This window comes from Sulfurimonas paralvinellae (assembly GCF_014905135.1).
GTDB lineage: Bacteria > Campylobacterota > Campylobacteria > Campylobacterales > Sulfurimonadaceae > Sulfurimonas > Sulfurimonas paralvinellae.
In genome coordinates this window covers 110,919-124,328 of the sequence record NZ_CP041406.1, presented here as the reverse complement: position 1 = coordinate 124,328, position 13,410 = coordinate 110,919, and the positions used below count along the sequence as shown (strand labels likewise).

13 protein-coding genes are annotated in these 13,410 nt (G+C 40.9%); 9 read left to right on the top strand and 4 right to left on the bottom strand.

From position 1 onward, the window contains the following. Positions 1-2,046: a motility associated factor glycosyltransferase family protein gene (locus FM071_RS00620; RefSeq protein ID WP_193111096.1), complete on the top strand. Its 2,046-nt coding sequence runs from the start codon at positions 1-3 to the stop codon at positions 2,044-2,046. Between the two features lie 16 nt (positions 2,047-2,062). Here FM071_RS00620 and FM071_RS00615 read toward each other — a convergent pair whose 3' ends face one another. Next, on the bottom strand, positions 2,063-2,872 hold the full coding sequence (locus FM071_RS00615) for a flagellin N-terminal helical domain-containing protein (RefSeq protein WP_193111094.1): 810 nt from the start codon (positions 2,870-2,872) through the stop codon (positions 2,063-2,065). Positions 2,873-3,081: 209 nt separating this feature from the next. On the opposite strand from FM071_RS00615, the gene topA reads away from it, so the two are divergent. Genes topA through FM071_RS00590 form a run of 5 tightly spaced genes read left to right on the top strand, consistent with a single transcriptional unit; the run spans position 3,082 to position 8,193 of the window. Then, positions 3,082-5,313, top strand: coding sequence for a type I DNA topoisomerase (gene topA, locus FM071_RS00610; protein WP_193111092.1), 2,232 nt, complete (start codon positions 3,082-3,084; stop codon positions 5,311-5,313). A 2-nt stretch (positions 5,314-5,315) separates the two neighbouring features. Beyond that, positions 5,316-5,840 carry a metallophosphoesterase family protein gene (locus FM071_RS00605; RefSeq protein WP_193111090.1) on the top strand — a complete coding sequence of 175 codons (525 nt, stop codon included), beginning with the start codon at positions 5,316-5,318 and terminating at the stop codon, positions 5,838-5,840. Continuing rightward, on the top strand, positions 5,833-6,681 hold the full coding sequence (locus FM071_RS00600; protein WP_264299363.1) for a biotin synthase: 849 nt from the start codon (positions 5,833-5,835) through the stop codon (positions 6,679-6,681). The genes FM071_RS00605 and FM071_RS00600 overlap by 8 nt, the downstream gene beginning before the upstream one ends. 4 nt (positions 6,682-6,685) lie before the next feature. Continuing rightward, positions 6,686-7,864 carry a cation:proton antiporter gene (locus FM071_RS00595; RefSeq protein ID WP_193111087.1) on the top strand — a complete coding sequence of 393 codons (1,179 nt, stop codon included), beginning with the start codon at positions 6,686-6,688 and terminating at the stop codon, positions 7,862-7,864. Next, positions 7,861-8,193, top strand: coding sequence for an AMMECR1 domain-containing protein (locus FM071_RS00590; protein WP_193111085.1), 333 nt, complete (start codon positions 7,861-7,863; stop codon positions 8,191-8,193). The genes FM071_RS00595 and FM071_RS00590 overlap by 4 nt, the downstream gene beginning before the upstream one ends. Here the strand turns inward: FM071_RS00590 and FM071_RS00585 are convergent. Then, a complete protein-coding gene (locus FM071_RS00585; RefSeq protein WP_193111083.1) occupies positions 8,190-9,143 on the bottom strand; it encodes an NAD(P)-binding domain-containing protein in 954 nt (317 codons plus the stop codon). The two genes, FM071_RS00590 and FM071_RS00585, sit on opposite strands and share 4 nt — an antisense overlap. A 55-nt stretch (positions 9,144-9,198) precedes the next feature. Between FM071_RS00585 and FM071_RS00580 the strand changes: the two genes are divergently transcribed. Beyond that, positions 9,199-9,570: a hypothetical protein gene (locus FM071_RS00580; RefSeq protein ID WP_193111082.1), complete on the top strand. Its 372-nt coding sequence runs from the start codon at positions 9,199-9,201 to the stop codon at positions 9,568-9,570. Here FM071_RS00580 and msrA read toward each other — a convergent pair. Both msrA and FM071_RS00570 read right to left on the bottom strand, forming a co-directional pair. Next, positions 9,567-10,094, bottom strand: coding sequence for a peptide-methionine (S)-S-oxide reductase MsrA (gene msrA, locus FM071_RS00575; protein ID WP_193111080.1), 528 nt, complete (start codon positions 10,092-10,094; stop codon positions 9,567-9,569). The genes FM071_RS00580 and msrA overlap by 4 nt on opposite strands. Positions 10,095-10,098: 4 nt before the next feature. Continuing rightward, positions 10,099-10,965, bottom strand: coding sequence for a ketopantoate reductase family protein (locus FM071_RS00570; protein WP_193111078.1), 867 nt, complete (start codon positions 10,963-10,965; stop codon positions 10,099-10,101). Between the two features lie 54 nt (positions 10,966-11,019). On the opposite strand from FM071_RS00570, the gene FM071_RS00565 reads away from it, so the two are divergent. Next, positions 11,020-11,601 carry a class I SAM-dependent methyltransferase gene (locus FM071_RS00565; protein WP_193111077.1) on the top strand — a complete coding sequence of 194 codons (582 nt, stop codon included), beginning with the start codon at positions 11,020-11,022 and terminating at the stop codon, positions 11,599-11,601. Continuing rightward, complete coding sequence (gene asnB, locus FM071_RS00560) at positions 11,601-13,409, top strand: asparagine synthase (glutamine-hydrolyzing) (RefSeq protein ID WP_193111075.1); 1,809 nt, start codon at positions 11,601-11,603, stop codon at positions 13,407-13,409. Before FM071_RS00565 ends, asnB begins: the two co-directional genes overlap by 1 nt. Position 13,410 lies beyond the last annotated feature (1 nt).

Below are 13,410 nucleotides of genomic sequence, written 5' to 3'. Positions count from 1 at the left end.
ATGGATATGCAACAGATACAACAACAGACACAGAAAGTATACACAAAGAACATTCTTTTTCTACAATCATCACACTTTGATCTTTATGAAAAAATCTCAGCTTTTGAAAATGCTATTGAAAACGGTTTTTATACACAAAAATATGATCTTGAATATAAGAATGAAGGCTACTTCGATGTCATAGAAAAAGAAACTGGTAAATGGCTTTATAATATTGACAGTAATGAACATGCAGAGAAAATTACAAAAAGTATTGATTTTTCAAAAGAAGATAATCTATTTGAAACTTTTAGAGATTTACGCTTTACAGATGAAGATGTTGAAAAATACGAACAGATGGATCTCATAGAATCTTCACTCGCAACTATCGCTCCAATCGTTCATTATACAAACCAATATGCAGACAAAACAACCACTATGAAAAAAATCTATAAGTTTATCTTTGTTGGTGTCGGTCTTGGGTTGCATCTTCCAAAAGTACATGAAAAACTTCAATCCAATGTCTATTTCATTATAGAAGATGATCTGGAACTTTTTTATCTTTCACTTTTTACCTGTGATTACGCTTCACTGACAGACAATGGCGCAAATCTTCACTTTTCCGTTTTTGAAGAAGAAGCTGATTTTCGATACAAGGCATTTGCTTTTTTACGAGACATGCCAATCTACAACCACTATCTAAAATATTTTCTGCTTTTAAGTCACAGTGATGAAAAATTAAAAGCTATGCATAATGTCGTCATTTCGCAAGATTATCTAAAGTTTCCCCATTCAGCCGTTTTACTCGCTTTTTTAAGACCTCTGGATTATTTACAGAATAAATTTAAATTTGTAAACCTTACAAAAATCATCGACTCCAAAGAATTTAAAAAACACAAAGTGTTAGTTCTGGGTGCAGGACCGTCTTTACAAAAAAATATAGAGTGGGTTCACAAAAATCAGGAAAAATTCATCATAATTGCAGCAACAGCAGCAATGAGTTTGCTGGAAAAAAATAATATACATCCAGATATACTTGTCCACATTGATGGCTTTGAAGCAAGTATGAAACACCTTGAGAATGTAACTTCTATAGATTTCTTCAATGACTCTATCAAACTTTTTTCAACATTTACCTATCCTGAGTTATCTCTTTCTTTTAACTTGGATAAACTCTATATTTTCCAATCAGGTGTTTCTATAAAAGAGGGATATCAATTCATAACGGCTTCAAATGTAGGGATAATCAGCTGTATTCTGCCTGTCATGTTTCAAACGCAAAAACTCTACCTGCTTGGTCTCGATATGGCTTTAGATGCTAAAACAGGGCGTACGCATCTCTCAGACCATGTTCATAGCAAAGAACTCGATATCAATCATAAAGTATCATTGGAAGAAAATATCAGTTATCATGATAGTGTCTTTTTTACAAAAGGAAATTTTACGGATGAAATACCGACAACACCTAATTTTCTCAGTTCTTTAATGGAAATAAAGGGTATGCTTATTCGTATGAAATCTCCCAAGCAAACGATATTTAACCTCTCAGACGGTGCTGCTATTGAGTGTACGATTCCACTCAAGGTTGATAGTTTAGAACAAGAAAAATTAGAATCCGAGGATAAAACATACATTCAAAAACAACTCACAGAACTTTTTGAATCATCATCTACCATAGGATTGACAGAAAATGAAATAGAGCATATGCAAAAGCGTGTTTTTCATGCAAATAATGTCTTAAATCTGTTGGAGTCATTTCAAAAAATGAAATTTAATTCTATGAATATTTTTCATTATGAGTTGCTTGGACTTTTTATCAATATATTAGCAGAAGATGATGTTCAAGAAGCAGAAGATACGAATGGTGTCATTTCACTGTATATTCAAATGGTCAGTGGTTATGTTTTTGATTTTATCAATACAAGAGAAGTCACAAATCCAAAAAAACATATTAAAAAGCTGAGTAAACTTTTAACAGCACAAATGATAAAACTCGTTGAGTATTATAAAAATTATCTGGAAAATTTCATAAAAGAGATGGAAAAACAACTAAGCCAAAAGGCTTAGTTTAAATGTGTTGCTACTACTGTAAAAGTCTTAACACGTTTTGTTGAACAGCATTAGCCTGACTCATCGCATATGAACCAGATTGCGCTAAGATGTTTCTTTTGTTGAAGTTTGCAGACTCAGCAGCAAAATCAACATCGCGAATTTGAGACTCAGCCGCTGTAACATTAACTTGAGTTGTAGAGATATTTCTAATAGTCGATTCAAGTTGATTTTGAGCTGAACCAAGTGTTGATCTCAATGTATCAATCGTTTTTAAAGCACTATCCATTGCAGAGATTGTAGCTTCTGCCGCCGATTGCGTTGATACACCAGCAGTTCCAATAACATTAGATGCTGTCATAGAATCAATAGTAGTTTTTGTTGTTTCATTTGCATACGCTCCAATATGAAATGTAAAACTACTATCTGTAAACAATGTTTTACCATTAAATTTAGTCTGTGAATTAATAAAACTCGCAGAAGAGATAAGACGGTTAACCTCTGTTTGAATAAATGATCTTGAAGCAGAATCTTGCGTATCATTTGATGATTCAACAGCAAGTGTACGAATACGCTGTACAATTTGTGTATACTCTTGTAAAGCGCCATCAGCAGTTTGAATAAGACCGATAGCATCGTTCCCGTTTCTAATAGCCTGACCAAGACCTTGTGACTGCGCAGAAAGTTTGTCTGCAATCGCTAGACCAGCTGAATCATCAGCAGCTTTATTTATTCTTAGACCAGATGAAAGTCTATTTAAACTTTTATCAAGCGCCTGATTGTTAAAAACAGCATTTTTGTGTGCATTCATCGCACCGATGTTTGTGTTAATTCTAAAACCCATAATAAATCCTTTTCTATGGAAGAGCCTATCGCTCTTTGTTTTTTGTATTATCTTTTGGCTTCCCTGCCTCAGACTGTATCAATATCGTCACCCAAAAAAATAACTTTAGAAAAAATGTGAAATTTTTCATTTTTTTACAATTTTAGATTTTTTGGGTACACTTCCACAATCAAAAAATAGATCACTATACTATATATAGGAAAAATGAGTTGAACTTAATTATCGTCGAATCACCTGCAAAAGCCCGTACTATCAAGAACTTTCTTGGGAAGGGTTATGATGTCATCGCTTCAAAAGGACACATCCGCGACCTGCCGAAATCCCGCTTTGGGATAACCATAGATGAAGAACATCATGAGATTGTTCCAAAATACTCCGTTGCCAAAGAGAATGCCCCTACCGTGAAAGAGATACGTGAAAAAGCGAAAAAAGCGGACACTATCTATATCGCGACCGATGAGGACCGCGAGGGAGAGGCTATTGGCTGGCATATCGCGCACGCCATCAAAAAAGACCCCGAAGATCTGCCGCGTATCGTCTTTCATGAGATCACAAAAGGCGCTATCAAGCACGCGCTTGAATCTGCACGCAAGATAGATATGAAGATGGTAAACGCGCAACAGGCACGCCGTCTTCTTGACAGAATCGTGGGTTACAAGCTCTCTCCGCTTCTAGCTTCAAAGATTCAAAAAGGACTCTCAGGCGGGCGTGTTCAATCTTCGACACTCAAGCTCGTCGTTGACCGTGAGCGTGAGATAAAAGCCTTTGTTCCCCAAGAGTACTGGACAATTGACACTGTCTTTAAAACAAACATCGACGCAAACCTCATCAAACATAAAGGCGAAAAGCTCTCCAAGCTCTCTATAGAGAACAAAGAAAAAGCGGAATCTATCACGCAGAGTGTAAAAAACGATGACTTTACAATCGCAAAGATAGAGACAAAACAACGAAAATCAGCAACACCGCCACCATTTATGACGTCAACACTGCAGCAAACAGCTTCAAGCAAACTCGGTTTCACACCGAAAAAGACGATGATGATAGCCCAGACACTCTATGAAGGTGTCAAAACACCTGACGGAACATCAGGGGTCATCACCTACATGAGAACCGATTCACTCAATCTGGCACAAGAGGCTGTAGGTGCAGTTCGCGGCATTATCGAAAACCGCTACGGTAAAAAATACCTGCCGAAAAGTCCGAAAGTCTACACGAAAAAAGCAAAAGGGGCACAGGAAGCGCACGAGGCTATCCGCCCTACTATGCTGCAATTCACTCCTGAAGTAGCGGTCAAATACCTCAAACCAGACGAGATAAAACTCTACCGCCTCATTTATGAGCGTTTTATGGCATGTCAGATGGAAGATGCCCTCTTCGAGCAGCAGAGCATCATTTTTAAAGGAAATGAAAACGAGTACCGTGCAAGCGGGCGTAAACTCATCTTTGATGGTTTTTATGCCGTAACAGGAACAGAAGACAAAGACAAACTCCTTCCTACTCTAAAAGAGGGTGACAAAGCCGATATTCAAAGCGTCAAACCTGAGCAGCATTTCACCGAGCCACCTTCACGATATTCAGAAGCAAGTCTAATCAAAAAGCTCGAAGCCGAAGGTGTCGGACGTCCTTCAACCTATGCACCGACAATCGCGACACTCTCGAACCGCACCTATGTAACCATTGAGAAGAAGCAGATCATCCCTACTGAGATCGCCTTTACGGTAACAGAAATCTTAGAGAAGCATTTTCCAAATATCGTCGACATCAACTTCACAGCAGAGATGGAAGAGAAGCTTGATGAGATAGCCGAAGGGCATGAAGATTGGCAAAAACTGCTCATTGATTTTTATGAAAGTTTTATGAAGCAGATTGAAGAGGGGAAAGAGAAGATCGTTTCACTCAAAGTTGCCAAACCGTTAGGCAGAAACTGTCCTAAATGCGGCAGCGAGCTACTGCTTCGAAGCGGGCGTTTCGGACAGTTCATCGCCTGCAGCGGATTTCCAAAATGTAAATACACAGAGCAGTGTGACGAAGAGGGCAACCCTGTAGAGAAAAAAGAGCAGACGAGTGATGACAAATGTGAGAAGTGTGGTGCCGATATGATTGTAAAAAATGGTCGTAACGGACAGTTTTTAGCCTGTTCGAACTATCCTGATTGTAAAAATACGAAAAGCATCAATGTCGAAGAGAAAGTAAGTGAAACGCCATGTCCCGACTGTGGCGGCAAAATCAGCCTCAAGAACTCACGCAGAGGACCGTTTTGGGGATGTGAAAACTACCCTGATTGTAAGTTCATCTCCAAGTTCGAACCGACAACCATCAAATGTAAAGAAAAAGGCTGTACAGGTGTGCTTGCTCCTAGAACCTACAGAAATAAAGAGGTCTATGAGTGTGTCAAATGTAAAGCGCGAACACCGCGTGAAGAGATAGACGAGCAAAAATAGTCATGAAAATAGGTGTTCTCTCCGATACACATTCGAAAATCAAGCGTGCAAAGATCGCTCTTGATTTTTTAATAGCCGAGGGGGCTGAGTTTATTATCCATGCGGGGGATATTGTCGAGCCTGAGATTTTGGAGCTTTTAGCCAACTGCGGCAAAAAGTACATCGCAGTCTACGGAAACAATGACGCACACCTCGCAGCTTATCATAACGACTACAATCTCGTCCAAGAGCCTTATTACTTCAAACTCGCCGACACAAAGTTCAAACTGATGCATCTGCCGTTTTATATGACAGCGGATGCCGAGGTGGTCATCTTCGGTCATACCCATGCTTTCGAGATTGAATTTAAAGGCAAAACGCTTTATCTCAATCCCGGCGAAGTCTGCGCAAGAAACAAAGCCCTCTCAGAGTGTGTGATGCTTGAAGTGAAATCAAACAAATTTATAGTAAACTACTATACACGAAAACCAAAAAAAGAGTTCAAACTGCAAAAAACGTATGAATTTAAAAGGCAAAAGAGTGAGTGAGAAGATATTTCTATGTTCCATCTGTAACATCAACAGCGGTACATGCAAAGAAGATTGTAAATTTTGCTCACAGAGTGTGCGCTATAAAGCCGACATTGATCGCTATAAACAAAAACCCATCCAAGATATCCAACAAGAGGCTATTAATGCCCGTGATAACGGCGCACTCGGTTTTTGTCTTGTAACGGCGGACAAAGGTCTCAATGACAAGACTTTGAAATTTGTCTGCAATGTCGCTCACGCAGTTCAAGAAGTCGCACCCGAACTGCGTCTGATTGCCTGTAATGGTACAGCGACATTAGATCAGCTGCTGACATTGAAAGATGCAGGCATCAAAGCATACAATCACAATCTCGAAACAAGCGAAGCGTTTTATCCGCAGATATGCACGACGCATCCATGGTCTGAGCGTTACAAGACCTGCCAAAATGTCAACGAAGCAGGGCTTGTTCTCATTACCGGCGGCATCTTCGGACTCGGCGAGACGCAAGCTGACAGAATCTCGATGCTGGAGTCTTTAGCATCACTCAACCCTACCTCCGTGCCTATCAACTTCTATCATCACAATGAAGCGCTGCAGCTCAGTCCAAATCCACTGACAGTTGAAGATGCCCTTTCTCTCATCAAGCTCACAAGAGAGATGATTCCAAATGCTAAGCGTATTATGGTCGCAGGCGGACGTGAGTTGATGTTCGGTGAGCGCCAAAGTGAGATCTTCGATGCAGGTGCGAACTCCATCGTCATTGGAAACTATCTGACAACTTCCGGACGGGCGATGAACAAAGACCTTGAAATGCTTGAATCTCTCGGACTTGACATTGCCAAGAGTGTAGCAGGTTAGACATATGAGTCATACACTAAGCGATAACATCCTTCTCATTACGACGATATCGCTTATCATTATGTTCTCGCCTTTTATTGCAAAGAGTGTCAAACTGCCCACAACTCCTATCGAGATTATTCTAGGCTCACTGCTTGGTTATGTCGGTTTTTTACATGACGAGCATCTTTTTAATATCGTTGCGGAACTTGGTTTTTTATACCTTATGTTCATCGCAGGAACAGAAATCAACCTGAAAAATGTTCTCAAAACTCCTGTTCATACCATCAAAAAAGTAGCGCTCTATCTCTTCTTCTTATACGCTTTTTCCATCGCCTTTTCGATGCAGTTTCATCTTGGCAAGATCTTTATGGTATTGCTGCCGCTTATCTCGGTTGGTCTTGTTGCCTCTTTGGCAAAAGAGTATGGAAAAACCCCTTGGATAACACTCTCTATGACCGTCGGTGGTATTGGTGAAGTCGTGAGTATCGTCATCTTGACCATAACATCGGCTACTTTGAAATCAGGCATAGGTCTTGGACTATTCCAAAGCATCATGGCTTTGATCGCTTTTATTTTGTTTATGTTTCTGCTCTTTCGCGCAATGGAGCTTATCTTTTGGTGGTTTCCAAAGGTCTCCACTGCCCTTATGCCCCATGAGGATAATCAGGAACAGGATATCCGTCTTTCCATGGGAATCTTTTTTCTGCTTGTCGGCGCTATGCTCTATCTGCATCTCGAACTTGCTTTTGGTGCTTTTTTAGCGGGCATATTCATTCCGACATTCTTTGAGCATAAACATGATCTTCCGGAAAAGCTCGGCTCTTTTGGTTTTGGACTTTTGATTCCTATCTTTTTTATCCATATCGGCAGTTCATTTGATCTTGATGCTCTGTTTATCAGCGGTTTGATTGAAAAAGCACTGCTCATTACCGTTGTCATGATCTTAATGCGTCTCTTTGCCTCTTTGGTCTTCATAAAAGACCTGGGGATTACAGATACGATTTTATTGGGGCTTTCTCATTCCATGCCGCTGACGCTTCTTATTGCGATGGCTACTTTAGCATACAGCGCAAACTCCATTGATAAGCTTCACTACTACGCTTTCATTCTTGCTGCGCTCTTTCAGGTCATTTCCGTTATGATCATGATAAAACTCATCAATGTCTACAAAACAAAAAAAGAACAAAAGGCCCTCGCGTGAGCCGTCCGTTTCTAATTCAACTAGCACATGAGTCGATAAATGAAGTTTTTCAGGCCAGAAACCTTATAGACAAGGATGCTCTTTTAAAACAGTATCCGCCACTGCAGGAATCTGTTGTTATGACACTCAAAATTATTGTTGATGATGAAGTCCGTGGATATTATGAAGATATTGCGACAAAGCCGCTCATTGACAATATAATCAACGGCGCAAAGATAGCCGCTTTTGAAGATACAAACTCCGAGCCGCTGACACTCTCAGAGTATCTCGAAGCTGAGATAGAGCTCTCACTGCAGACTCCCGAGGGAGTCATCTCACACAGAGCCTAGCAAAGGTTGTTGATGCGACAGGCTATGGCATAGCCATGGTTGAGTCCAAGAGCAATACTCCCGCCGCTTTCTTGCGTAATGTCACCGGCAACGAACAGTCCTGGAATATTTGTCTCATAATGCTCATCATGAACCGGTTTCCCATCTGCTTCTTGAATGCCCGAACTCGCCAGAAATGCAGAAGGTGTTGTTCCTCCGATGGCATAGATGACTCTGTCAAAAACTTCCGGCTCAATTTCATTGAAGAGTACTTTTATTTTCCCATCTTCGGTCGCTTCAAGACCGTCAATATTGACACCTAAAATCGGGCGTACTTCATTATGGGCAATTGCATTGGCAATATCTCTCTGGTTTGTCGGATTTGCACGACGGAATGTTTCACGTCTGTAGCAAATAGCTACATCATTGTTTGCACTCAAATCAACCGCATACTCAACAGCACTATCACCGCCGCCGACAACAAGTATCTTCTCGCCACTACCGCATTCATCTGTCGTGTAGTTCACTTTTTTACGAATGGCAGGAGGTATCTTATAGCTTGGTTTATTCGGTTTTCCCATGCGTCCTATGGTAACAACAACATATTTTGCCTTAATGCTCTTGCCTGCCATATGCACTTCAAAATAGCCGTCTTTTTTTTCGATTCCTGTCACTTCAACATGTGTCTGCAGTTCAACGGAATGCTTGGATAGAATCTCATCAAAAAAGTCCAGAGTAGTCTCTTTCGTCCCGTCTATAAAGTAGATATTACCGTCAAGTTCGACCTTTTGACCTTTCCACTCCACATCGACACGTTTATTGTCTTTATAATACTTTCGTATCGTCGAGTTATGATTTTCATCTTTTTCCAACAAAACGATATCTCGAATACCCTGCAAATAACTCTCAACAGCCGTTGCAATTCCAGCAGGTCCTGCTCCGACAATAGCCAGTTCATATATGTGATCCATTCGCCACTCCTCAACATTTATTAAAAAGTTTAACATATTATCGTATAATAATAGTATGTATTATGTCATAAAGAAAAAAATGGATACCCATCCTACACAGTTTATAGGTTTTAAAGTACCGAAATTCATCACGAAGAAAAATAGTGACAATGTCATTTTTGAATTTAAGATCGATGGAAAAATTGTCAGAAAATGGGTGAACAAAGATGAGATCCTTCTTCTTACCGATGACAAAGAGTTCTATCTCCAAACAATGCAAAAATTTAAAAACGTTGAAGAAGAGCAGCAAAAACTGGTAACCCAGGCACAGGAGAAACTTAACGAAACCATAGAGAACTTCGCTCAGACAATGGATGAGGAGTTTGAAAGTTTTGAGGAGATGCGCAAGGAAGATGATATTCCCTGTATCCTCAAAGAGTTGGATTAACCGAGTTTTTCAGGAAAGGTCATCATAAACTTCTGCAGTTTCGGTGCGATGACGACCTGACAGTACCCCTGCTGTGCATTGAGATTGTAATAATTTTGATGATACGGCTCCGCAGGGTAAACCTCTCCAAGCGGACTCACCTCGGTAACGATCGTATCGGCAAAACCATTTTGATGTTTTGCGATTGATTCTTCTATAACCTTTTTCTGCTCTTCATTTTCGTAGTAGATTACCGAACGGTACTGTGTTCCTTTATCTGCACCCTGTTGGTTGAGCGTTGTCGGATCATGAATGACAAAAAAGATGTCCAATATCTCTGCAAGAGAGATAACATCTGCATCGTATGTGATATCAACGACCTCTGCATGTCCCGTAGCACCGGAACAGACATTCTCATAGGTCGGATTAGCCCGTGCACCGCCCGTGTAGGCACTAACCACGGAAATCATACCTTTAACATTTCTATAGACCGCCTCGATGCACCAAAAACAGCCGCCGCCTAAAACTATTTGCTCTTTTTTCATTGCTCTACTCTCTCTTTTTTAAGGCATTATACATACGCAACATTAAGGGTGCTTTATCACTTTTGGCAATCAATCCGCTTAAGCTTTCAAGCTCCACTCTTTTGCCGTTTTGAAAATCGAGATGCATAGAGGTTGAAGCATCCTCTGGCAGTTTTGAAGCAGTCTCAAGCGCCTTTTGCACCTCATCATCAATGTTGACACCCTGCTCTTTTGCGACAGCCGCTATCTCACGCAGCAACTCTTCCGCCTCGTCTCTATGCTCTTTATAAACAACGGCTATTGGCTTGTCATAGTAAGAGGTAAGCGTTGCAAATGCAGAAATAAAGATATACTTCTTCCACAGAGCTGTTTTTATATCTTCGGGGGTTTTGTATCGAAGTCCACTCTTTTCAAAGAGTGCTGCTAAAGTTTCGGTCGATGCTTTCTCGCCGCCAAAAATAGCTGCAAAGACCTTCCCTTTTTTACGAACAACTCCCGGCTTTTCTATATATGAAAGGATATAAACAGCACCTTCAAGTACCTTGGCTTTTGACAGCTCACACAGGATATCGCCATTGTTCACGCCGTTTGAAAACGAGATAAGAATCGTCTTCTCGCTCACGCAAGACGCTATTTGTCTATATGACTCGGCAATATCATAGCTCTTCACGCAGAAAATGACAATATCAAAAAGAGTTTCTGCCTCACGCAGCTCTTGTGCTTTGAGATGAACGCTCCATTCATTCTCATCTTCAATGATCTTCAACCCATCTCTTTGAATCGCCTGTAGATGCTCTCCACGCGCAAAACCCGTCACATCAAATCCAGCTTTTGCAAAGCAAGCCGCTAAATATCCACCAACACCACCAAGACCAACTACTGCAATTTTCATAATATTTTTCCTTTGAATTATTATATAATATCAGCACTAAAAGAGGAGTAAGTATTGCCGCGTATTGACAGTGAAGCTTTTTACAAAAACGCCATAAAAAAACACGGTATCACTCCCGCAGGTGTCTGCTGGCTCAGTTATGCTCATCAACAGATTCGTTTTGAGACTATCTGTGAACTGCTTCCTGATAACCTTGAAACGTTTACACTCACCGATGCAGGCTGTGGCTTTGGAGATTTTTATCTCTACCTGCAAAATGCTGCAAATAAACCGAAACAATACATTGGTATCGATTCTATAGATGCGATGTGCACCATTGCTAAGCAGCGGACTTCTCAAGATATCTTCTCTCAAGATATAACTAACAGTGAACTTCCTGTTAGTGATTATGTTATCTGCAGCGGCGCGATGAACGTTCTTACCCCTTTTGAGACGATACAGTTTATGCAAAACTGCTTCAAGGCATCAAAAAAAGCCTTTATTTTCAATATTTTGTATGGAGAGAACAACTCAGCAACATATAATTATCTCACACAGGAGTCTCTGCAAAAGATAGCTTCCGAACTTAGTGTTGCAGATATGCGTCTGCGTGAGGGCTATCTCGACGGCGACATCACAGTAGGATTTTTCAAGTAATGTGTGCCATATTTGGAATCATCGGCGAGTATGATGAGCAGCAGGCAAAGTATGCCCTTTCGCGTCTTGCACACCGAGGGCCAGATCACTGCGGCATAGAACAAAACAGGCAGCTCTTTTTTGCCCATCAGAGGCTCAGCATCACCGATGCTCACGCAAGAGCGCACCAACCGCTTCAGCATGAAAAAATTCTCCTCTCTTTCAATGGTGAGATATATAACTTTCAAGAGCTGCGTGAGGAGTTGGATTTTGATTTTGATTTTAAAACACAGAGCGATTCTGAGGTCATCATTGCCGCTTATCTCAAATGGGGCGTTGATTTTGTCAAGCATCTCCGTGGAATGTTTGCCATTGCCCTGCTCGATGGTAAGAAGCTCTACCTCTTTCGTGACAGGCTTGGGAAAAAACCGCTTTTTTATATGCAGACAAAAGAGGCATTCATCTTCGCTTCGGAGATAAAGGGACTTACACCCTTTTTAGCAAAAAAAGCGATGAACAATGATGCACTGCTGAGCTATCTTTCATTTTTGGCACCCACACCGCCGCATACGTTTTACAAAGGCATCCAAAAACTTGCAGCCGGAGAGTACCTGAGACATGAAAACGGGAAAATAACAACAAAGCGTTATTATGACCTGCTCAATACACAGCCATCACGCATAACCGACAAAGAGGAAGCTTTAAAAAAACTGGAAAAGCTTTTAAAAGAGTCCATCGATCTGCGTCTACGTAGTGAAGCACCGATGGCCGCTCTGCTCTCGGGAGGCATCGACAGCGCTGCTATCAACTACTATGCCAAAGAACAGGAAAAGAACCTACAGACATACACTTTGGGCTATAAGGAGTTTGCAAAATACGATGAACGTAACAATGCAGCCAAAAGTGCCCAACTGCTTGGTATTGACAACAGAACCGTAGAGATAGATCAAAACAGTTTTATCCAAGCGACAGAGCAAGTATTTGCTTCACTTGATGAACCACTCAACGACCCCGCTGCCGTACCACTCTATCTGCTTTTTGACGCCATAAAGGATGACGGCTACAAAGTGGTTATGAGCGGAGAAGGCAGCGATGAGCTCTTTTTGGGATACCGTCAATACTTCGAATACCTGGACATTGAAAACGCTAAGAATCTGATGCATAAAAATTGGCTCAAAAAATACTTTCGTTCAAACTTTTCCAAAAACAGAGAGTGGGAGTGGTACAAACGTGTCTTTGATGAAACACTGCTCTTTCGCACAAGCGGTGACAAATTTACCGATCTGCAAAAAAATCTGCTGCTGCGAAGAAATGTCCGTGACAACGAATCACTGCAATATCTCTCCCCCTACCGTCAGCGTTTTGAAAACTCAGCGCACACTGATGAGTCCATCTGGTACAGCTACATCGACATCAACCTCTTTCAGGCGGAGCACTTTTTGACAAAACTCGATCGTGTCAGCATGGCTCACGCAATCGAATCACGCACCCCTTTTTTAGATCATAAACTCGCAGAGCTCGTCTTTAGCATCGATCCTGTTCTGCGTTATAAAGAGGGCAAAACAAAAGCCCTTCTCAAAGAGCTGTTAGCTAACAAACTGCCTAACGAAATACTAACGCGAAAGAAAAAAGGATTTTCCAATCCTTATATGGAGTATCTCATCAATTCCGGAAAGATATCGCTCATTCAAGAGGTTAACCAACAAACAGGAATGTTCAAAAAAGATGAGCTTGAACTTTATCTAAAATCAGCTTCTCAGGGAAGTTTTAAACAGCATATTTGGGGACTTTATGTACTTTCACACTGGATACAAAGAGAGTTGCTGTGAG